Origin of the sequence: Billgrantia desiderata (genome assembly GCF_900108215.1) — a bacterium.
Classification (GTDB): domain Bacteria; phylum Pseudomonadota; class Gammaproteobacteria; order Pseudomonadales; family Halomonadaceae; genus Halomonas; species Halomonas desiderata.
In genome coordinates this window covers 51582-71337 of record NZ_FNVC01000019.1, presented here as the reverse complement: position 1 = coordinate 71337, position 19756 = coordinate 51582, and the positions used below count along the sequence as shown (strand labels likewise).

The window sequence follows — 19756 nt, the reverse complement described above, 5'->3', positions numbered from 1 at the left end:
CCTTCACGACGCACGACCCCACAACGCCAACAACAAATAGCCTCGTCTTGCGACGAGGTAGGAGAGTTCGTATGTCCGCAAAACGCCAATTCACCCTGAAAAGCGGCCTGCTGGGCCTGGCCGTGACCCTTGCCGCCGGCGCTGTCCAGGCCGAGATCAGCGATGACGCGATCCGCATCGGCTACCTCGCCGACATGTCCGGTCCCTACCGCGACCTGGCCGGCCCCGGCGGGCTGGAAGCGCTGCGCATGGCCGTGGAGGACCACGGCGGCAGCATTCACGGCGCCCCCATCGAGGTGTTCAGCGCCGACGACCGCAACAGCGCCGACGTGGGCGCCAACACCGTGCGCGAGTGGATCGACCAGCGCAACGTCGACATGGTGGCGGGGCTGGTCGCCTCGTCGGTGACCATCGCCGCCACCCGGCTGCTGGCCGAGCACGACAAGATCGGCATGGTATCCGGCGCCGCCGCGCTCAGCGTGACCAACGAGCACTGCACGCCCAATCACATTCAATGGGTCTACGACACCCACGCCATGTCCAACGGCTCGGCCCGGGCCATCGTCGAGGAAGGCGGCGACAGCTGGTTCATCATCGCTGCCGACTACGCCTTCGGCCACTCGCTGGAGGCCGATGTAGAGAAAGTGGTGGAAGCGAGTGGCGGCAAGGTGCTGGGCAAGGTACGCCACCCGCTCAACACCGCCGACTTCTCCTCCTACATGCTGCAGGCCCAGGGCTCCGGGGCGAAGATCGTCGGCCTGGCCAACGCCGGCGCCGACACGGTCAACGCCATCAATACTGCCGGCCAGTTCGGCCTGGCAGAGTCGGGCCAGGCCCTGGCAGGCCTCATGGTGTTTCTCAACGACATCCACGCGCTGGGCCTGGAGACCACCCAGGGCATGCAGCTCACCACCGGCTGGTACTGGGACATGAACGACGAGGCCCGCGCCTGGGCCCAGCGCTACTACGAGCGCATGGGCAGCATGCCGACCATGGTCCAGGCAGGCGTCTACTCGAGTTCCATGCACTACCTCAATGCCATCGAGGCCACCGGCACGGACGATGCCGCCACGCTGCGTGCCTGGATGGGCGAGACGCCGGTCAACGACATGTTCACTTCCAACGGCGTGATCCGCGAGGATGGGCGCATGGTCCACGACATGTACCTGGTGGAAGTGAAGTCGCCCGCCGAGTCCGAAGGCGAGTGGGATCTCTACCGCATCGTACGTACCATCCCGGGAGACGAGGCCTTTCTGCCGCTGGCGCAGAGCGGTTGTCACCTGGTCAATTCCTGAGCGCCTGCCGGGCCGCCGATGAGGGCGGCCCGGCTTCTGAAGAGAAGGATGAGGAGAGCCCATGCACGTCGACGACGCCATCCGCAGCCGCAAGTCCGTTCGCCGCTTCTTGCCTGATCCGGTCAGCCGCGACACGCTGGCCCACATCATCGAAGTCGCCGGACGCGCGCCCAGCGGCAACAATATTCAGCCGTGGCAGGTTCACGTGGTGGCGGGTGAAGCACTGCACCGGCTCAGCGCTGCCATTCTCGCCGCCTTCGACAGCGGCGAGGAGCATCAACCTGAGTACACCTACTACCCCACCCAGTGGTTCGAACCCTATCGCGAGCGCCGCCAGCGCTGCGGCTACGGCCTCTACGAGACCCTTGGCATAAGGCGTGAAGACAAGGCCCGGCGCCATGAGCAGATGCGCCGCAACTTCCTCTTCTTCGATGCCCCGGTGGCCATGATCGTGACCATCGACCGACGCCTCGAGACCGGCAGCTACATGGATGCCGGCATGCTGATCCAGAGCCTGATGACCGCCGCCCGAGGCCAGGGCCTGCACACCTGCGCCCAGGCCGCGCTGGCCTGGTATCACCGGATCATCCGTGCACAGCTGGGGCTCGCCGACAGCGAACTGGTGCTGTGCGCCATCGCCGTGGGCCACGAGGCCCCCGAGGCCCCGGAGAACCACTTCATCACCGAGCGTGAACCGGTGGAGAACGTCGCCACGTTTCACGGCTTCGAGACCGACTGACTGGCTCACTGTCGCCATCGAGACGAAGGTCGGGTTGTGATACGGCTGTCGGAGCGAAAACATAGCGAACTAACGTACGCATAACGCACACCGACAGCCAAAACGGAGCCGCACATGAGCGAACCCTGCGCAATCGTCACCGGCGGCGCCCGCAACATCGGCCAGGCCATCGCCCTGCGCCTGCAACAGGACGGCTATCGCACCATCGTGCTGGACATCGTCGAGCCCGAGGCGGAATCGCTCAGGGCCGATGCCCGGCTGGTCGATCTCGCCGAGGTGGAAGCGACCCGCGAGGTACTCGCCGAAATCGTCGCGGCTCACAGCGTAGGTTGTCTGGTCAACAACGTGGGGATCGTCGCGCCGGCGCTACTCGACGACACGCGAGTGGAGGACTTCGATCGCCTGATGCACCTCAACGTGCGCTCGGCGCTGGTCTGCACTCAGGCGCTGCTGCCGGGCATGCGCGAGCGGCGCCACGGCCGCATCGTGATCAATGCCAGTCGCGTGGTGCTGGGCAAGGAGGCCCGCAGCCTCTACAGCGCGACCAAGGGTGCGCTGCAATCCATGGCCCGCACCTGGGCGCTGGAGCTGGCCGGCGACGGCATCACGGTCAACTGCGTCGCCCCCGGCCCCATCGCCACCAGCGCCTTCTGGGAGAACAACCCGCCGGATTCGGAGCGCGCACGACGCATCATCGACAACATCCCGGCGCGGCGCATGGGCCAGCCCGAAGACGTGGCCCAGGCGGTGAGCTTCTTCTGCGACGAGCGCAGCGGTTTCGTCACCGGCCAGACCCTGTTCGTCTGCGGCGGCGTCAGCGTCGGCTGATCCGCGCTAGATCACACCGCGCTGGCGCAACCCGGCGATCTCCGCCGGCGCCTTGCCGAGCAGCCGCGCCAGCACGGCCTCGGTATCCTCGCCCAGTGCCGGCGGCGCCTTGCGATACTCCAGCTGCGTACGCGAGTACTTGATCGGGTTGGCCACGCCGGGCACCGGCCCGTGGCGCGACTCCAGCTCGATCTTCATTTCCCGCGCCTTGACCTGGGGGTCGTCGAAGACCTGTGCGATGTTCTGGATCGGCCCGCAGGGCACGGCGATCTCGCCCAGCAGTGAGATCCATTCGGCGGCGGTACGGCTGCGGGTGATCTCGACCATGATCGGTACCAGCTCGAGGCGATGCCGGACCCGCTCGGGATTGGTCGCAAAGCGCGGGTCCTCGGCCAGCTCCGGCCGCCCCACCGCCTGGCAGAAGCGCTGGAACTGGCCGTCGTTGCCGATGGCGATGATGACCTTCTCGCCGTCGGCGGTGGGGAACGGCTGGTAGGGCACCAGATTGGGGTGGTACTCGCCGGTGCGGGTGGGTGGCGTACCGCTGCAGAAGTAGTTCTGTGCCTGGTTGGCCAGCCAGCTCACCTGCACGTCGAGCAGGGCCATGTCGATGTACTGCCCTTCGCCGGTCAGGTGACGATGATGCAGCGCGCCGAGAATGGCGATGGTCGCGTTCATGCCGGTGGTGAGGTCCGCTACGGCCATGCCGACTCGCTGCGGTCCCGCGCCGGGCTCGCCGTCGGCGGCGCCGGTGATGCTCATCAGGCCGCCCTGGGCCTGGATCAGGTAGTCGTAGCCGGCCAGGGCGGCCATCGGCCCGGTCTGGCCGAAACCGGTGATGGAGCAGTAGATCAACCCGGGATTGATCGCTTCCAGGGTGGCGTAGTCGAGCCCCTTGCGCGCCAGGCCACCGCGCTTGAAGTTCTCCACCAGGATGTCGCTCTGGGCGGCCAGCTCACGGATCAGCGCCTGCCCTTCGGGCTGGCCCATGTCCACGGTCACCGAGTGCTTGCCGCGGTTGGCCGAGAGATAATAGGCGGATTCGCGGGTCTCGTTGCCGTCGCGATCCTCGAGCCAGGGCGGCCCCCAGTGCCGCGTGTCGTCGCCGCTCACCGGGCGCTCGACCTTGATCACCTCGGCGCCCATGTCGGCGAGTATTTGGGTGCACCAGGGGCCGGCCATCACCCGGCTCAGGTCGAGCACGCGCAGGCCTGTCAGCGGTCCTGCCATATCACCTCTCCCGATCCTTGCGTTGCGCCCGTGGGTTCGATATTGCTCACGGGCTCTCCTGCGTCGCGCCGGCGCTGACGGACTGACGGCGCGCCGCGACATAGCGATAGATCGCCAGCAGGATCGAACCCAGCGTCAGGGCGATGAAGAACCAGGTGATCGGACCGCGGACGAAGATCGCGAGATCGTTGTGCCCGATCAGCAGCGAGCGGCGCAGGTTGTCCTCGAACATCGGCCCGAGAATGAAGCCGATCAAGAACGGTGCCGCCGGAATCGCCGCCCGGTTGAAGATGTAGCCGAGCACGCCGAAGCCCAGCATCAGCCACACGTCGAAGGTGTCGTTGTTCACCGCGTAGGCGCCGTAGACGCAGAACATCAGCACGATGGGGAAGAGGATCGACTTGGGAATGTCGGCGATCAGCGAGAAGTACTTGATCGCCCCGTTGCCCACCACCAGCAGCACCAGCGAACTGAACATGATGCCGACGAACAGCGCGTAGATCAGCGTCAGGTTCTCCTGAAACATGATCGGGCCCGGGGTCAGGCCGTGGACCATGAAGGCGCCGAGGATGATGGCGGTGATCACGTCGCCGGGAATGCCCAGCGACAGCAGCGGAATCATGGTCGCCCCGGCCACCCCGTTGTTGCCCGCCTCGGCGGCGGCCACGCCTTCCACCTCGCCCTTGCCGAAGTTGTCGCGGTTGGGCGAGCGGCGGCGGGCGTCGCTGTAGGAGATGAAGGCCGCGGCGGTGGCCCCGGTGCCGGGAATCGCGCCGATGATCACGCCGATCAGGCTGCCGCGAATGATGCTCTTCAGGCAGCGCTTGAGCTCCGCCAGGGTCATGCCCACCCCGCTGGCCTTGGCCTTGAGGTGCGGCAGCGCCTTCTTGCGATAGAACTCGATGATCTCGGGAATGGCGAACAGCCCGATCAGCAGCGGGATGAACGAGATCGAATCCATCAGGTTGTAGTTGCCGAAGGTCAACCGCTGGGAGCCGTAGACCTCGTCCAGTCCCACCAGCGAGAGCAGGATGCCCATCAAGGCGGCGAGCAGGCCCTTGATCATCGAGCCGCTGGCCAGCGAGATGATGATGGTCAGCGAGAAGCAGATCAGCCAGAAGAACTCCGGCGCACCGAAGTTGAGCGCGATCTTGGCCAGATAGGCGGCGAAGAAGATCAGCGCGATGTTGGAGATGAAGTCGGCGATCACCGAGGAGTAGAGCGCCGTCTTGAGCGCCTTCTTGGCGTGGCCCTGCTGGGCCATGGGGTAGCCGTCGAGCAGCGTGCAGGCGGATGCCGGCGAGCCCGGGGTGCGGATCAGGATGGCCGTGATGGAGCCGCCGTACATGCCGCCCTTGTAGATGCCCACCAGCAGCAGGATGGCCGCCACCGGCTCCATGGTGAAGGTGAACGGCAGCGCCAGCGCGACTGCCATGGTGGCGGTCAGCCCTGGAATCGAGCCGACCACGACGCCGATGACGACCCCCAGCGCAATGGCCAGGAAGTTGTCCAGGCTGAGAAAGAGATGGAGCACTTCCGAAAACATATCCATGCATTCACCCAGGGGCAGTAGCGCCTGCCGTCAGAACGGCATCAGCGGCAGCGGCACGTTCATGACCTTCACGAAGACGAAGGCGACGGCGGCAGGGAAAACGAAAGCCAGGCTGTAGACCCACCAGGTCCTGACCGGGTGAGCCGCAAACAGGATCAAGGTGGCCAGGATGCCGCTGATCACCGCCCCCAGCGCCTCGAACAGCGTCACGTAGACGACCAGCGCCGCCACCATCATGGCGAAGCGCAGCCTGGGCCCCTTCTCGATACGGCGCCCATCCTCCTTGTCGGTGTTGTCCACCAGCAGCCCCTGCACGATCAGCAGGCAGGAGAAGAGCAGCATCAGCCCGCCCACGATGCGCGGCAGCCAGCGCGGCGACATCAGCGGGCTCTGCATGATGGGCGGTTCGCTGATGTAGTTGGGTATCAGGTAGAACAGCAGGATGGCGGAAGCGACCAGCAGCACACACCCCGAGAGAACGTCTCCGGGGTCGCGAACCGCCATGACACGCTTTGACGACGAGGACGACATGACACCCTCCAGAGGACAGGTGAGGCGAGGACGGAGCCTCGCCTCAGCGAACGGTGAAAGCGGTCGACTCGCTTACTGACTGATGCCGGCCTGCTCGGCCACTTCCTGCCAGCGCTCGACCTCCTGGGCGATGAACTGCTTGAACTCCTCGCCGGCCACCTGGCCCGGCTCGGCACCCAGTTGGTCCGCGAAGCTGACGAACTCCTCGCGCTGCATCACGGCATCGAGCGCGGTGCGCATGGCCTCCTGAGCCTCCTCGGAGAAGGACTCGTGAGCGATCAGGCCGAACCAGGCGGTGGTCACGAACTGATCCAGGTTGTAGTCACCGACTTCCACCAGGGTGGGCACGTCGGGCAGATGCTCGGAACGCTCGGCGGAGGTCACCGCCAGCGCCTTGAGGTCGCCTGAGCGGATATGGGACAGCACGGTCGGCATGTTCTCGAAGGAGACGTCGACATCGCCTCCCAGCAGAGCCGGAAGAGCCGCACCGCTGCCGGCAAACGGCACGGCGGTCAGGTTGGTCTCGGTCAGCGTCTTGAACAGCTCTCCCGACATGTGAATGGAGCTACCCACGCCGCTGTGGCTGAAGGTCATGTTCTGCTCGCGGGCCGCCTCGACGAACTCTTCGACGCTGTCATAGGGGCTGCTGGCCGGCACCACCATCACGTTGGGGATGTCGATCAGGTTCTGCAGGAAGACGAAATCCTCGACCGGATCGTAGTCGAGGTCGGGATAGATCGCCGCCCCGATGGTATGTCCGGGCGAGGCCATCAGAATGGTATGAGCGGCGTCGCGCCCACCGCGCGCCAGGCGACCGGTGGCCACGGTGGAACCCGCTCCCGGCCGATTCTCCACCACAACGTTGGCGTCGAGCTCATCCTGCAGCAGGTCGGCCACACGACGCGACAGTACGTCGGTGGTACCACCCGGGGCATAGGGCACGACCAGACGCACATCGCCGGTCGGCCACTCGTTGGCATGGGCCGTAGAAACGGACATTGCCACCGCCAGGCCACCACCGCATGCCGCAAGGCACACCTTTTTCAACAAGCTCTTTTGCACACCAGCCATCACGCCACCTCGCATCGTCGTTTGAAATTGTTCGCAAAGCGCACACTTATTCGTTATCGAATCGAGAGTACTGGGTTGCGCCCGGGCTCCAAACCCGACCTTAGTCTTAGCGAGTGTCTCGGCAGGCATGAAAAAGCCCGGGCCAACCACCACAGCCCGGGCAAGGAGGAGCAAGGAATAACGCTACTCGAGCGACTCGTAGGGCAGGCCCACGTAGTTCTCGGCGATGGTCTTGAGGCCCGCCTCCGAAGACGTGAGATAGTCCAGTTCGGCCTGCTGCATGCGGGTCTCGAAGTCCTCCTCGTCGGAGAACTTGTGCAGCAGCGAGGTCATCCACCAGGAGAAGCGCTCGGCCTTCCAGATGCGCTTCAGGCAGGTCTGCGAGTAGTTGGGGATCAGGTCGGTGCGGCCCTCCTGATACACCTTCACCATCAGCCGGTAGAGCGTGTTGACGTCGCTGGCGGCGAGGTTGAGCCCCTTGGCGCCGGTGGGCGGCACGATGTGGGCGGCATCGCCGACCAGGAACAGCCTGCCGTACTGCATGGGCTCGACCACGAAGCTGCGCAGCGGTGCGATGCTCTTCTCCAGCGCAGGGCCGGTGACCAGCTTGGCCGCCACTTCCTCGGGCAGGCGCCGCTTGAGCTCCGCCCAGAAGCGCTCGTCGGACCAGTCCTCGACCTTCTCGTCCAGCGGCACCTGCACGTAGTAGCGGCTGCGGGTCGGCGAGCGCATGCTGCACAGGGCGAAGCCGCGCTCGTGGCGGGCGTAGATCAGCTCATCGGAGACCGGCGGCGTATCGGCCAGCAGGCCCAGCCAGCCGAACGGGTAGATCTTCTCGAACTCCTTGATGCGGTCCTTGGGGATCGACTGGCGCGATACGCCGTGGAAGCCGTCGCAGCCGGCCACGTAGTCGCAGTCGAGGCGCACGGTCTCGCCGTCCTTCTCGAAGGTGACGTAGGGAGCGTCGGTTTCGAGATCGTGGGGCTGCACGTTGTCGGCCTCGTAGATCGTCGTGCCGCCGCCGGCCTCGCGGGCCTCCATCAGGTCGCGGGTCACTTCCGTCTGGCCGTAGACCATCACCGTCTTGCCGCCGGTCAGCCCGGCCAGGTCGATGCGCACGCGGCGGTTGTCGAAGGCCAGCTCGACGCCGTCGTGGGGCAGGCCCTCCTCGTTCATGCGCGCATCGACGCCCGCTTCACGCAGCAGGTCGACCATGCCCTGTTCCAGCACGCCGGCGCGAATGCGGCTGAGCACGTACTCGCCGCTCTTGCGCTCGAGGATCACGTTGTCGATGCCTTGGCGGCTCAGCAGCTGGCCGAGCAGCAGCCCGGAGGGGCCAGCACCGATGATGGCTACCTGGGTCTTCATGAAAAAAGCCTCATTGTTGTCAGGGGCGACACACGAGTTGCATTTTTCAATGAAAGGGCGAGGCTATTAAGGCAAGATAAAGATCAATAGTTGGACTTTTCGCACATCCTTTATCGACTTTAGTCGTACAGGTGCCCTCATGTCGAACACACCCCACGCCTCGGTGCCCGTGTTCAAGCTCTACGGCGAGACCCACCCCTGGCCGACGCCGGACCTGCTGCACTGCGAATCGATCCCCGAGCGCAGCCGGCTACACGACTGGCACATCCGCCCCCACCGGCACGCCGATCTGGTGCACGTGCTGCACATCGCCAGCGGACAGGTCGAACTGGAGCTGGAGGGCACCCAGCATGCCTTGGGCGGGCCGCTGGCCATCGTGGTGCCGGCCATGAGCATCCACGGCTTCCGCTTCTCGCAGGATGTCGAAGGGCATATCGTCACCCTGGCCCAGCCGCTGGCCGAACAGCTCAGCCAGCAGCTCGAGGAGCAGGCCAAGACGCTGCGTCAGGCCAATTACTTTCCGCTGGAACAGGCGACTCAGGCGCACCGCCTGGCCACGCTGGTAGCGCAAATCGACGCCGAGTACCGCCAGCCCGCCGCGGGCCGCCACCGCATGCTGGGTGCGCTGGTGCAGGCCCTGTGCGTGGAGCTCGCGCGCCTGGCCGAACCGCACGGCCCCGCCACCGCGGAGCCACGGAGCCGCGACCGCGGCCACGAGCACCTTGCCCAGTACCAGACGCTGATCGAGGCGCAGTACCGCCAGCAGCCCAGCGTCGAGCAGTTTGCCGAGTGGCTCGGCATGAGCAGCGCGCACCTCAATGCCCTGTGCCGCCGCCTGGCGAATCGCAGTGCGCTGCAGCTGCTCCACGAACGCCTGTTGCTGGAGGCCAAGCGCCAGCTCACCTACACCAACATGACCATCAGCCAGATCGCCGACAGCCTCGGCTTCTCCGAACCGGCCTACTTCACCCGTTTCTTCAAGCGCAACACCGGGCTCTCGCCGCGGGACTTCCGCCTGCGCCAGCACGCCAAAGCCTCGCCCATATGAAAAGGCCCCGGTCAGACAGGCTGAACCGGGGCAGGAGATCAAAGGTGCGAGGCTAGGCTCTGCCTGAAAAGTCGACGAGCGCAGCCAGTATTCGGGCAGAAACTAGAGCATCCATAGCGATAGCACCGGAAAGGCAATCAACAGCGCCAGGCGCAGCAGGTCGGCGACGATGAAGGGCGCCACACCGCGGTAGATCTCGCCCAGCCCCACATGGGGCGCCATCGCCTTGATCACGAACACGTTCATGCCCACCGGTGGCGTCACCAGCCCCAGCTCCACCGTCAGCACGGTGAGAATGCCGAACCACACCGGATCGATGCCGAGCATGGTGATGATCGGGAACACCACCGGCACCGTGATCACCAGCATGGCGATGGAATCCATGAACATGCCGAGCACGAAGTAGAGCAGCAGAATCAGCAGCAGAATGACGATGGTCGGCACGTCCAGCCCGCCGAGGAAGGTGCTGATGGTGAAGGAGATGCGCGACACCGAGATGAAGTAGCCCAGCGTCTCGGCCCCTACCAGCATGAAGAACACCACCGCCGAGAGCGCCAGGGTCTCCCGCACGCTCTGCCACAGCCCGGCCAGGCGCATGCCCTTGTAGAAGGCGTAGAGCATGGTGGCGAAGGCTCCCACGCTGGCCCCTTCGGTGGGCGTGAACATGCCCTGGTAGATGCCGGCAATGATGATCACGAACACGGCGAAGAACGGCAGCAGCCCGGAGATCGAGCGCAGCTTCTCGCCCAGCGAGGTGGGCTCGCCCGGCACCGCCATGTCGGGCCAGATGCGCATCACCACGCTGACCGTCAATGCATAGAAGAGCAGCCCCATCAGGCCCGGGATGATACCCGCGGCGAACATGTCGCCGACGGATTGCTCGGTGATCACCGCGTAGATCAGCAGGGCGATGCTGGGCGGGATCATGATGCCCAGGGTGCCGCCGGCGGCCAGCGTGCCGGTGGCCAGCGAGCGCTTGTAGCCGTGCTTCTCCATTTCCGGCAGGGCTACCCGGGTCATGGTGCTGGCGGTGGCCAGCGACGAACCGGAGATCGCCGAAAAGACACCGCAGGAGCCCACCGTGGCGATCGCCATGCCGCCCTTCCAGCCGCCGCAGATGGTGCGCGTGGAATTGAACAGCATGCCCGCCATACCCGAATGGGCGGCCAGCACCCCCATCAGGATGAACATCGGAATGGCGCTGAAGCTGTAGCTCGAAAGCACGTCCACCGGCACCGACTTGACCATCGAGAGCGCCGCTCCCCAGGAGATCACCTGGGCGAAGCCCACCACGCCGACGATCAGCATCGCCAGCGCCACCGGCACCCGCAGAATCAGCAGTACCAGCAGACCGATCAGGCCGATGCCACCGATCATCTCGCTACTCATGGTGGACACCTCCCCCCTCGGTGGCGAAGAAGACGCCCAGCACGGCATGCAGCAGGCTGCGCAGCGCCAGCAGCGCGCACAGCACGGCACCGAACTGGTAGATCGGCCCCATAGGGATTCGCAGATCCTGGGTCACCTGACCGCGCTGGGAGGCGATACCGGCCTCCTGCCACAGACCGATGGCCATGACCGCCCCCAACACCACGAAGCCGAACAGGAACAGACCGCCCAGGCGCTCCTTGAGCACCGGCGAAAGGCCGTGGGAGAAGGCCTCGACCACCACCTGGCTGCGCTCCACGCTGGCGGCCATGGCCGCCAGCAGCGAGAACATCAGCAGATAGCGCACCAGCTCGACGCTGCCGATCACGCTCCAGTTGAGCGCCCCGCCGGAGAGGCGGAACGCCATGCGCAGCAGCACGTCGACGATGGTCACGCTCATCAGCGCCAGCAGCGCCAGACCTGCCACCAGCAGGCACAGGCGCGCCAGCTGGCGGCTTGCGAAAAGCAAGGGTTGCATCACGGCCTCCCGGCTCAGCTCTGCTCGACCGAGCAGGCCTCGCGCGCCGCCATGGCGGCTTCATAGACTTCACGCGCATTGTCCAGGCCGCGGCCTTCGAGCTCGCTGAGGTAGTTCTCGATCCCCGCCTTGAGCGGACCGGCCCAGTCGTCGTGCTCGAGCGGGTTGTCGATCACGCGGATGGTGTGCCCGGCCTCCTCGGCTTCCTGCTTGCCTGCTTCATCCAGGCCGTCGAACACGCCGCCGGCCACTTCGCTCCACTGCATGCCCATGTTGGCCTCGATGGCCGCCTGCTGCTCTTCGCTCAGGCGGTCGAAGCTGCGCTGGTTCATGGTGGCAACGAAGATCAGCGAGTAGAACGGCACCTGGGTGTGGTAGTTGGCCAGCTCGTTGAGACGGAAGACCTTCATGCCCTCCCACGGGAAGCTCAGGCCGTCGATCACGCCGCGCTGCAGCGAGGTGTAGATGTCCGGCGCCGGCATGCCGACCGGCTGGGCGCCGAGCTGCTCGAGCATCTCGCCGGCCACGGCAGTGGGGCGGCGAATACGCAGGCCGGAAAGGTCGGCCGGCGACTGGATGTCGTTATCCACGGTGTGCAGGTAGCCCGGCCCCGTGGTGAACATGAACAGCACCTTGGTGTCGTCGTACTCGCTGGCAATGTGGCCGTCGTCGTAGAGGGTCTGCAGAATGCAGGCGCCCTGGCTGGCGGTATCGGAAACCCCCGGCAGCTCGACGATCTGCGACAGCGGGAAGCGACCCGCGGTGTAGCCCTGGGCGGTGATGGCGATGTCGGAGATGCCGTTGACCGCGCCCTGATAAGCCTGGTCGGCGCGGGTCAGGGTCTGGGACGGATAGTTCTCGATCGTGAGCTCACCGCCGGAGGCTTCCTGCACGGCATCGGCCCAGGCCTGGAAGATCTCCTGGTTGATGCCGGAACCGTCCGGCCAGAAGTGCGACATGCGCAGGGTGGTGGAGGCCTGCGCGGCGGACGCGGCAGTGAGCCCAGCGATGGAAGCCGCCAGCAGGCAGCGGGACAGGACACGGTTCATGAGGGTGCCTCCGGGGTCGTTGTAGTCGATTCTCAGCGCCATTGTTCGCAAAACGAACACACGTTCGGCTTATCGACTAAGCTACCCCACCACTGCCCCTCTCGATAATCGACATTAGTCTATGTCGCTTGGATTTTCCGTTGCTTATGACAAAGGAAAAGCACCCATTTGCCCATAAAAAAGGACAAAAGGAATATTAATTTGGACTTTTCAAAGGCGGCGTGACAGAGACAAGGGAACGTGCCGTGATCTCAGTGCTCCAGCGACCCCTGCCGCCTGCGCAGTTCCACGGGTGAGATTCCGTAGCGCTGGCGGAATATCCGGGCAAAGTGTGCGCCGTCGACGAAGCCATGCTCCAGGGCAATGTGGGTGATGGTGTTGCGTCGATTCGCGGCGTCCAGCAGCGCCAGATAGCAGCGTTCCAGACGCAGCTCGCGAATGAAGGTGGCCGGCGGCGCCAGCTGATGACGACGAAATTCGTCGTAGAGCGCGCGCATCGACAGGTTCAGGGCGCTGGCCAGATCCTCCGGCGCCAGGGTCGGGTCGGCGAGCCGCTCCAGCACCAGGCGCCGCGCCCTGACCAGCCGCTCGCTCGGCATGGGGGCGCAGTGCAACTGCTGGCGTTGACGCCGCCAGAGGAAGTCGAAGACGAGTTCGAGCGCCACCTCCTCCACCTTTGCCACCATGGGGTCGTCACCCCACACCAGCTGCGAACGCAGCGCCGCCAGGGCTCCCTGCACGGCGGCGTCCCACGGCAGCACCTGCCCCTGGCAGCGTTCGGCCAGCTGCCGCCACTCCGGCATGTCGGCCAGGTCGAGGCTCAGCATCAGCACGCGATAATCGCCGAAGGTATGCAGGCGGTAGGGCGTCGAGAGGCGATAGACCGCCATCTGCCCGGCCCCCAGGCGGATGGTGCGGTTGCCCTGCTCCATCTCGGCCCCACCCTGCAGTTGCCACACCAGCTTGAAGGTGTGGTCGGCGCTGGTGTGACTGGCCAGGCGCGGCGTACGCGTGACCCGCACCGGTGAGCTGGCCAGCTGAATCAGCTGACCGCTGTGCAGGTTTCGGCCCCGCAGGCTGGCGCGGAATGTCGCTGTCTGGGGTACGACCTCCAAAGGCGGCAGATGAGCGCCGCTGGCGCTGACGAAGCGCTCCAGACTGGTGGTGCGCAGGCTGGTGGCACACAGGCTGGCGTCGGATGGGGCTGGCGACGGCATCCCAGCGGGACGCGCATCGCGCCGAGGGGCGAAGGCGTTCATCTCCGGCGTCTCCGTAGCAATTGTTATTGACGTTATTTATTGCCACTTACAACAAACTCGACATACAGGGTGGTCCAAGACGACCCGACTTGGCAAGCGATCGCTGCAGGATTCGACAACGTCTCTGCACGGATACGCAAGACCGGCATGGCATGGCGAGGCTGAATGGTCGTTACCCCCGGACGAAACAGCAGACGTAAACAACAGACGTAAACACAACAACAGGAGCACGCCATGTCCACTTCCCACGCCTTCCATGCCCTGATCGACGGCGAACTGACCACGGGCACTCGCCAGATGGCGGTGATCAACCCCAGCAATGAGGAGGTGGTGGCCTACTGCCCCCGCGCCACCCCCGAAGAGGCCGAGCGTGCCATTCGTGCCGCCCGCGAGGCCTGGCCCGCCTGGCGGGATACGCCGCTGGAGCGGCGGCGCCAGGTGCTGCTTGCCATCGCCGATCGCATCGAGGCGAATGCAGAGGAGCTGGAGCACTTGATCACCCTCGAACAGGGCAAGCCCCTGGCAGGCTCCAAGGTGGAAACCTTTCAGGCACCGGCGATCCTGCGCTATTTCGCCAATGCCGATCTCTCGCCGCGAATACTGCAGGACGACGCGCAGCAGCGCGCCGAGCTGCACCGCCGCCCGCTGGGCGTGGTGGCCGCCATCGTGCCCTGGAACTTCCCGCTGGTGATGGCCTGCTACAAGCTCGGCCCCGCGCTGCTCACCGGCAATACCTGCCTGGTCAAGCCGAGCCCCACCACGCCTCTCGCCACGCTGCGCCTCGGCGAGCTCATCGCCGACCTGGTGCCAGCGGGGGTGATCAACGTCGTGCCGGACGGCGGCGACATCGGCCCGCTGCTGGCCGGCCATCCGGACATCGACAAGATCTCCTTCACCGGCTCCACCGCCAGCGGACGCGCGGTGATGCGCTCCGCCGCCGACAGCCTGAAGCGCCTCACCCTGGAGCTGGGCGGCAACGACGCCGCCATCGTGCTCGACGACGTCGACGTAGCGGCCGTGGCCCCGCAGCTGTTCGGCCTGGCATTCGTCAACTCGGGGCAGGTGTGCATGTCGATCAAGCGGCTCTATATCCACTCCGCCATCTACGAACCGATGTGCGATGCGCTCGCCGAGCTGGCGCGCTCGGCCAAGGTGGGCGATGGGCTGGACCCGACCACCCAGTTCGGCCCGGTGCAGAACCGCCGTCAGTTCGAGGCGGTGAAGCGGGCGCTCGAGCTTGCCCCCCAGTACGGACGCATCATCGCCGGCGGTCGCACCTACGGCCCGGGCTATTACGTCGAACCGACGCTGATCCGCGACATCGGGGAGGGCAATCCGGTGGTGGACGAGGAGATCTTCGGCCCGGTGCGCTCGCTGCTGCGCTTCGACGACGTCGAGGATGCGATACGCCGTGCCAACCGCTCGCCCTATGGCCTGGGCGGCTCGGTCTGGACGCGGGACGTCGAGCGGGGCGAGCGCATCGCCAGCCGGCTGGAGACGGGCAGCGCCTGGGTCAACCAGCACTTTGCCATGGCGCCGCACATCCCTTTCGGCGGCCACAAGCAGTCCGGCATCGGCGTGGAGTTTGCCGAGGCGGGGCTTAACGAATACACCGCCATCCAGTCGGTGGTGGTCGCCAAGCCGGCCCCGTGAGAGGAGCGTACGCCATGGAAATCAACGCAGCCGTGGCCCGCGCGCCACAGGCCCCGCTCTCCCTGGAGACACTGCAGCTGGAGCCGCCCCGGGCCGGTGAGATCCTGGTGCGCCTGGTGGCTACCGGCATCTGCCACACCGACATCGTCATGCGCGATCAGCATCTCCCCACGCCACAGCCGGTGGTGCTGGGCCATGAGGGAGCCGGTATCGTCGAGCAGGTGGGCAGCGGCGTCACCAAGGTCGCCGTCGGCGATCACGTGGTCATGACCTACAACTCGTGCGGCCACTGCGCCAGCTGCGACAAGGGCCAGGCCAGCTACTGCCACGACTTCTTCCCGCGCAACTTCCTCGGCACCCGGGCGGACGGCTCGAGTGGCCTGTCCCAGGCGGGCAAGATGGTGTACGGCAACATCTTCGGCCAGTCCTCCTTCGCCAGCCACTCGCTGTGCCATGAGCGCAACGTGGTCAAGGTGCCCCGCTCGGCCCCGCTGGAGCTGCTGGGGCCGCTGGCCTGCGGGGTGCAAACCGGTGCCGGCGCGGTGCTCAACTCGCTGCGGGTCGCACCGGGCGATTCGCTGGCGGTGTTCGGCACCGGGTCGGTCGGCCTGTCGGCCATCATGGCCGGTGTGGTCGCCGGGGCGACCACTATCATCGCGGTGGACCGCAACCGCCAGCGTCTGGAACTGGCCCTGGAACTCGGCGCCAGCCACGCCTTCGTGGCCGACTCCCCCGGGGTGGTGGAGCAAATCTGCCAGGCCGCCGGCGGTGCGGGTGTCGATCACGCCCTGGATACCACCGGCCTGGCGCCGGTCATCCAGCAGGCCGTGGCGGTACTGGCGCCCCGTGGTACCTGTGGCATCCTCGGCGCTTCGGACCCCAGCAGCACCCTGGAGCTGAATCTGAGCCACATGATGTCGGCGGGCCGCAGCCTGAGAGGCATCGTCGAGGGCGACTCGCTGCCGGATCACTTCATCCCGGCGCTGATCCGCCTGTACGAAGGGGGCCGCTTCCCGTTCGACCGGCTGGTGACCTACTACGAGTTCGAGCAGATCAACCAGGCCATCGACGATGCCGAGCACGGCCGGGTCGTCAAACCCATCGTGCGCTTTCCCGCGCCGCTATGAAGCCAGCAGCTCCATGAAGTCAGGACAGGTGCAGCGCCATCCGGCGGTGCGCCTGTCCTGGCAAACACGCACACGCCCCTGGGCAGCGCTCAGTCGTCGGCTCGCGGCTGGCCGAGCCCGGGTCCCAACCCCAGCAACTCCCCATAGCGCAGGCCGATGAAGGCGTGCTCGCGCATCAGCATCTCGGCGCGGGCGCCCTCGCCGTGGCGCAGCGCCTGGAACACCAGCTCGTGCTGGGTCTGAGCCAGCTGCAGCTTGCGGTACTCGCGGTCGAGCGCCTCGCTGTCGATGACGATGGAATCCGCGGCGGCAAAGGGCAGATGGTTGTTGCGGGCGATGGCGTCGCCGATCACCGGGCTGCCGGCCGAGCCGACGATGGTTTCGTGGAAGCGCCGATTGAGCTCGCTCCAGACGTCGACGTCACGCTCCTCCAGGTAGCCCTTGGCCAGCAGCTCGCGCCCCTTTTGGATCCAAACCGTCAGCTCCTCGGCCAGCGCCGGGCTCAGCCCCTGCTCCGCCAGGCGGCGCGCCGCCAGCCCCTCCAGCACCCCGCGCACCTCCACCGCGCAGAGCACGTCCGCCTCGGTGAACTCCCGCACCATGAAGCCGCGCTTGCCGGCCCGCTGCAGCAGTCCCTCCTGCTCCAGGGTGCGGAAGGCCAGGCGCACCGGGGTGCGCGAGACCCCCAGTTGCTCCGCCACCGCCACCTCGCCGATACGTTCACCGGGCTGATAGAAGCCCTCGCCGATCAGCTTGCGCAACCGGCTCACCACGCTCTTGTCGCTGTCGCTCACTCGATCACCACCCTTGCTGCCCTTTCGAAATTAACAATGGATCCAACTAAAGCATAAGTTGACCATCGCAAGGCTGAAAAGCTCTACTTTGGATCCAAACATAACATTCTCAGCAAAGAAGGGAGCACTGATTTATGTAGCGAACGATGAGAGGCTGGCCGCCGCCGGAGCGCAGCTACCGGAGTTGACTGTAGCTCAATGAGGATAGCGAGCACCGCCGGCGGCCAGGATATCGAGCGCAGTAATAAATCCATGCTCCCGAGGAGAGAACCGTGACTCAACCCCCCTTCCCCAAGAACACCTGGTACGTCGTCTGCACCCCGGACGAGATCGCGGACAAGCCGCTGGGACGCACCATCTGCAATGAGCCCATCGTACTCTTTCGCGGCGACGAAGGCCGCGTTGCCGCAGTGGAGGACTTCTGCCCTCACCGCGGCGCCCCGCTGTCGCTGGGCTTCGTCCGCGACGGCAAGCTGGTGTGCGGCTACCACGGCCTGGAGATGGGCTGCGACGGCAAGTGCGCCGGCATGCCCGGCCAGCGCGTACGTGGCTTCCCCAGCATTCGCGCCTACCCGGTGGTGGAACGCCACGGCTTCGTGTGGCTGTGGCCGGGGGATCCCGAACAGGCCGACCCGAGCCTGATCCCCGAGCTGCACTGGGCCAACAGCCCCGACTGGGCCTACGGCGGCGGGCTCTATCACATCCACTGCGAATACCGCCTGATGATCGACAACCTCATGGACCTGACCCATGAGACCTACGTGCACGCCTCCAGCATTGGCCAGCCGGAGATCGAGGAGGCCGCTCCCGAGACCACCGTGGAGGGCGACGAAGTGATCACCAGCCGCCACATGGAAAACATTCCGGCACCGCCCTTCTGGCAGGCGGCACTGCGCGGCTGTGGCCTGGCCGACGACGTGCCGGTGGATCGCTGGCAGATCTGCCGCTTCACCCCGCCGAGCCACGTACATATCGAGGTGGGCGTGGCTCATGCCGGCAATGGCGGCTACGACGCCCCGGCCGCTGTCAAGGCATCGAGCATCGTGGTCGACTTCATTACCCCCGAGACCGACACCTCGATCTGGTACTTCTGGGGCATGGCGCGCAACTTCAAGCCAGAGGACGGCGAGCTCACCGAAAAGATCCGCGAGGGCCAGGGCAAGATCTTCGCCGAGGACCTGGAGATGCTCGAGGCCCAGCAGCGCAACCTGCTGCGCTATCCGGAGCGCCAGTTGCTCAAGCTCAACATCGACGGCGGCGGCGTACAGGCCAGACGCATCATCGACCGCATCCTCACCGAGGAGCGAACCGCCAGGGAGGGCGTCACCCCATGAGCAGCGTTCCTCTCTCGCTGATCGTCGAGGTCAAGGCGCGCCACGACGAGGCCCGGGACATCGTCACCTTCGAGCTGGCCGACCCCCACGGTCGGCCGCTGCCGGCGTTCAGCGCCGGCGCCCACCTCGACGTGCAGGTCAGAAGCGGCCTGATTCGCCAGTACTCGCTGTGCAATCACCCCGAGGAGCGCGACCGCTACCTGATCGGCGTGCTGCGCGACCCCGCCTCCCGTGGCGGCTCGGTGGCCATGCACGAGGAGATCCAGGTCGGCGACCTGATTCAGATCAGCGCGCCCAAGAATCATTTTCCGCTCAAGCCGGCAGCGCGCACCCTGCTGCTGGCCGGTGGTATCGGCATCACGCCGCTGCTGTGCATGGCCGAGCGCCTGGCCCACACCGATGCCGAGTTCGAGCTGCACTACTGCACGCGCTCGCCGGAGCGCACCGCCTTTCGTCGGCGCATCGCCGAGTCCGGCTTCGCCGAGCGGGTGCACTTCCACTTCGACGATGGCGCAGCGGAGCAGAAGCTGGACCTCGAGGCGCTGGTCGCCACGCCGGATCCCGACGCCCGGGTCTACGTCTGCGGCCCCACCGGCTTCATCGAGGCGGTGCTCACGGCCTGCAAGGCGGCGGGCTGGCCCAGCGAACGGCTGCACACCGAGTACTTCGCCGGCGCCGTGACCGACACCGCCGACGACGACAGCTTCGAGGTCAAGATCGCCAGCAGCGGCGCCAGCTTCAGCGTACCCGCCGACAAGACGGTGCATCAGGTGCTGGCCGAGAACGGCATCGAGATCATGGTCTCCTGCGAGCAGGGGGTTTGCGGCACCTGCCTGACGCGGGTGCTGGAGGGCGAGCCCGACCATCGCGACCTCTACCTGGACGACGACGAGCATGCCGCCAACGACCAGTTCACCCCCTGCTGTTCGCGGGCCAAGAGCAAGGTTCTGGTGCTGGACCTGTAGGTGCTTC

General features: G+C 66.1%; 18 protein-coding genes. 8 read left to right on the top strand and 10 right to left on the bottom strand.

Features of this window, described 5'->3' with window-relative positions; genetic code table 11:
* The first annotated feature begins 71 nt into the window (after positions 1-71).
* The 3 genes from C4S71_RS16080 to C4S71_RS16070 all read left to right on the top strand — a co-directional run bounded on the left by C4S71_RS16080 (position 72) and on the right by C4S71_RS16070 (position 2862).
* The gene (locus tag C4S71_RS16080; protein WP_103969824.1) at positions 72-1295 is read left to right on the top strand and encodes an ABC transporter substrate-binding protein; all 1224 of its coding nucleotides are present in this window, start codon (positions 72-74) and stop codon (positions 1293-1295) included.
* A 61-nt stretch (positions 1296-1356) separates the two neighbouring features.
* Positions 1357-2034: a nitroreductase gene (locus C4S71_RS16075; protein ID WP_103969823.1), complete on the top strand. Its 678-nt coding sequence runs from the start codon at positions 1357-1359 to the stop codon at positions 2032-2034.
* Positions 2035-2148: 114 nt separating this feature from the next.
* Complete coding sequence (locus C4S71_RS16070; RefSeq protein ID WP_103969822.1) at positions 2149-2862, top strand: SDR family NAD(P)-dependent oxidoreductase; 714 nt, start codon at positions 2149-2151, stop codon at positions 2860-2862.
* Between the two features lie 6 nt (positions 2863-2868).
* Here C4S71_RS16070 and C4S71_RS16065 read toward each other — a convergent pair whose 3' ends face one another.
* From C4S71_RS16065 to pobA, 5 genes are all read right to left on the bottom strand, one after another.
* Positions 2869-4092 carry a CaiB/BaiF CoA transferase family protein gene (locus C4S71_RS16065; RefSeq protein ID WP_103969821.1) on the bottom strand — a complete coding sequence of 408 codons (1224 nt, stop codon included), beginning with the start codon at positions 4090-4092 and terminating at the stop codon, positions 2869-2871.
* Between the two features lie 46 nt (positions 4093-4138).
* Positions 4139-5644, bottom strand: a complete 1506-nt coding sequence (locus C4S71_RS16060) for a tripartite tricarboxylate transporter permease (protein ID WP_103969820.1) — start codon at positions 5642-5644, stop codon at positions 4139-4141.
* Between the two features lie 30 nt (positions 5645-5674).
* Positions 5675-6175: a tripartite tricarboxylate transporter TctB family protein gene (locus tag C4S71_RS16055; protein ID WP_103969819.1), complete on the bottom strand. Its 501-nt coding sequence runs from the start codon at positions 6173-6175 to the stop codon at positions 5675-5677.
* A gap of 72 nt (positions 6176-6247) precedes the next feature.
* On the bottom strand, positions 6248-7174 hold the full coding sequence (locus tag C4S71_RS16050) for a Bug family tripartite tricarboxylate transporter substrate binding protein (protein WP_191223224.1): 927 nt from the start codon (positions 7172-7174) through the stop codon (positions 6248-6250).
* Between the two features lie 255 nt (positions 7175-7429).
* On the bottom strand, positions 7430-8614 hold the full coding sequence (gene pobA, locus C4S71_RS16045; protein ID WP_103969818.1) for a 4-hydroxybenzoate 3-monooxygenase: 1185 nt from the start codon (positions 8612-8614) through the stop codon (positions 7430-7432).
* Between the two features lie 139 nt (positions 8615-8753).
* Here pobA and C4S71_RS16040 point away from each other — a divergent pair, with 139 nt between their 5' ends.
* Entirely contained in the window at positions 8754-9662 is a 909-nt protein-coding gene (locus tag C4S71_RS16040; protein WP_103969817.1) for a helix-turn-helix domain-containing protein, read from the top strand.
* Between the two features lie 102 nt (positions 9663-9764).
* On the opposite strand, the gene C4S71_RS16035 is transcribed toward C4S71_RS16040, so the two are convergent.
* From C4S71_RS16035 to C4S71_RS16020, 4 genes are all read right to left on the bottom strand, one after another.
* Complete coding sequence (locus tag C4S71_RS16035; RefSeq protein WP_103969816.1) at positions 9765-11051, bottom strand: TRAP transporter large permease; 1287 nt, start codon at positions 11049-11051, stop codon at positions 9765-9767.
* Positions 11044-11568 (bottom strand): TRAP transporter small permease, encoded by a 525-nt coding sequence (locus C4S71_RS16030; protein WP_086508582.1) that lies wholly within the window; start codon positions 11566-11568, stop codon positions 11044-11046. Before C4S71_RS16030 ends, C4S71_RS16035 begins: the two co-directional genes overlap by 8 nt.
* A 14-nt stretch (positions 11569-11582) precedes the next feature.
* On the bottom strand, positions 11583-12617 hold the full coding sequence (locus tag C4S71_RS16025; protein WP_103969815.1) for a TRAP transporter substrate-binding protein: 1035 nt from the start codon (positions 12615-12617) through the stop codon (positions 11583-11585).
* A 251-nt stretch (positions 12618-12868) separates the two neighbouring features.
* Positions 12869-13876: a helix-turn-helix domain-containing protein gene (locus C4S71_RS16020; RefSeq protein ID WP_103969814.1), complete on the bottom strand. Its 1008-nt coding sequence runs from the start codon at positions 13874-13876 to the stop codon at positions 12869-12871.
* A gap of 234 nt (positions 13877-14110) precedes the next feature.
* Between C4S71_RS16020 and C4S71_RS16015 the strand changes: the two genes are divergently transcribed.
* On the top strand, positions 14111-15529 hold the full coding sequence (locus tag C4S71_RS16015) for an aldehyde dehydrogenase family protein (RefSeq protein ID WP_103969813.1): 1419 nt from the start codon (positions 14111-14113) through the stop codon (positions 15527-15529).
* A 14-nt stretch (positions 15530-15543) separates the two neighbouring features.
* A complete protein-coding gene (locus C4S71_RS16010) occupies positions 15544-16656 on the top strand; it encodes an NAD(P)-dependent alcohol dehydrogenase (protein WP_103969812.1) in 1113 nt (370 codons plus the stop codon).
* Between the two features lie 89 nt (positions 16657-16745).
* Here the strand turns inward: C4S71_RS16010 and C4S71_RS16005 are convergent, their stop codons facing one another.
* A complete protein-coding gene (locus tag C4S71_RS16005; RefSeq protein ID WP_103969811.1) occupies positions 16746-17450 on the bottom strand; it encodes a GntR family transcriptional regulator in 705 nt (234 codons plus the stop codon).
* Positions 17451-17722: 272 nt separating this feature from the next.
* On the opposite strand from C4S71_RS16005, the gene C4S71_RS16000 reads away from it, so the two are divergent.
* Positions 17723-18784, top strand: a complete 1062-nt coding sequence (locus C4S71_RS16000; RefSeq protein WP_103969810.1) for an aromatic ring-hydroxylating dioxygenase subunit alpha — start codon at positions 17723-17725, stop codon at positions 18782-18784.
* Positions 18781-19749, top strand: coding sequence for a PDR/VanB family oxidoreductase (locus tag C4S71_RS15995; protein ID WP_103969809.1), 969 nt, complete (start codon positions 18781-18783; stop codon positions 19747-19749). The genes C4S71_RS16000 and C4S71_RS15995 overlap by 4 nt, the downstream gene beginning before the upstream one ends.
* Positions 19750-19756: the final 7 nt, after the last annotated feature.

Excerpts from the sequence above, each read along its gene's own strand:
- C4S71_RS16070 (WP_103969822.1), top strand. The coding sequence starts at position 2,149 with ATGAGCGAACCCTGCGCAATCGTCACCGGCGGCGCCCGCAACATCGGC.
- C4S71_RS16040 (WP_103969817.1), top strand. The coding sequence starts at position 8,754 with ATGTCGAACACACCCCACGCCTCGGTGCCCGTGTTCAAGCTCTACGGC.
- C4S71_RS16055 (WP_103969819.1), bottom strand. The coding sequence starts at position 6,175 with ATGTCGTCCTCGTCGTCAAAGCGTGTCATGGCGGTTCGCGACCCCGGA.
- C4S71_RS16080 (WP_103969824.1), top strand. The coding sequence starts at position 72 with ATGTCCGCAAAACGCCAATTCACCCTGAAAAGCGGCCTGCTGGGCCTG.
- C4S71_RS16030 (WP_086508582.1), bottom strand. The coding sequence starts at position 11,568 with ATGCAACCCTTGCTTTTCGCAAGCCGCCAGCTGGCGCGCCTGTGCCTG.
- C4S71_RS16010 (WP_103969812.1), top strand. The coding sequence starts at position 15,544 with ATGGAAATCAACGCAGCCGTGGCCCGCGCGCCACAGGCCCCGCTCTCC.
- C4S71_RS16015 (WP_103969813.1), top strand. The coding sequence starts at position 14,111 with ATGTCCACTTCCCACGCCTTCCATGCCCTGATCGACGGCGAACTGACC.
- C4S71_RS16050 (WP_191223224.1), bottom strand. The coding sequence starts at position 7,174 with ATGTCCGTTTCTACGGCCCATGCCAACGAGTGGCCGACCGGCGATGTG.
- C4S71_RS16035 (WP_103969816.1), bottom strand. The coding sequence starts at position 11,051 with ATGAGTAGCGAGATGATCGGTGGCATCGGCCTGATCGGTCTGCTGGTA.
- C4S71_RS16065 (WP_103969821.1), bottom strand. The coding sequence starts at position 4,092 with ATGGCAGGACCGCTGACAGGCCTGCGCGTGCTCGACCTGAGCCGGGTG.
- C4S71_RS16060 (WP_103969820.1), bottom strand. The coding sequence starts at position 5,644 with ATGGATATGTTTTCGGAAGTGCTCCATCTCTTTCTCAGCCTGGACAAC.
- C4S71_RS16025 (WP_103969815.1), bottom strand. The coding sequence starts at position 12,617 with ATGAACCGTGTCCTGTCCCGCTGCCTGCTGGCGGCTTCCATCGCTGGG.
- C4S71_RS16020 (WP_103969814.1), bottom strand. The coding sequence starts at position 13,876 with ATGAACGCCTTCGCCCCTCGGCGCGATGCGCGTCCCGCTGGGATGCCG.
- C4S71_RS15995 (WP_103969809.1), top strand. The coding sequence starts at position 18,781 with ATGAGCAGCGTTCCTCTCTCGCTGATCGTCGAGGTCAAGGCGCGCCAC.
- pobA (WP_103969818.1), bottom strand. The coding sequence starts at position 8,614 with ATGAAGACCCAGGTAGCCATCATCGGTGCTGGCCCCTCCGGGCTGCTG.
- C4S71_RS16075 (WP_103969823.1), top strand. The coding sequence starts at position 1,357 with ATGCACGTCGACGACGCCATCCGCAGCCGCAAGTCCGTTCGCCGCTTC.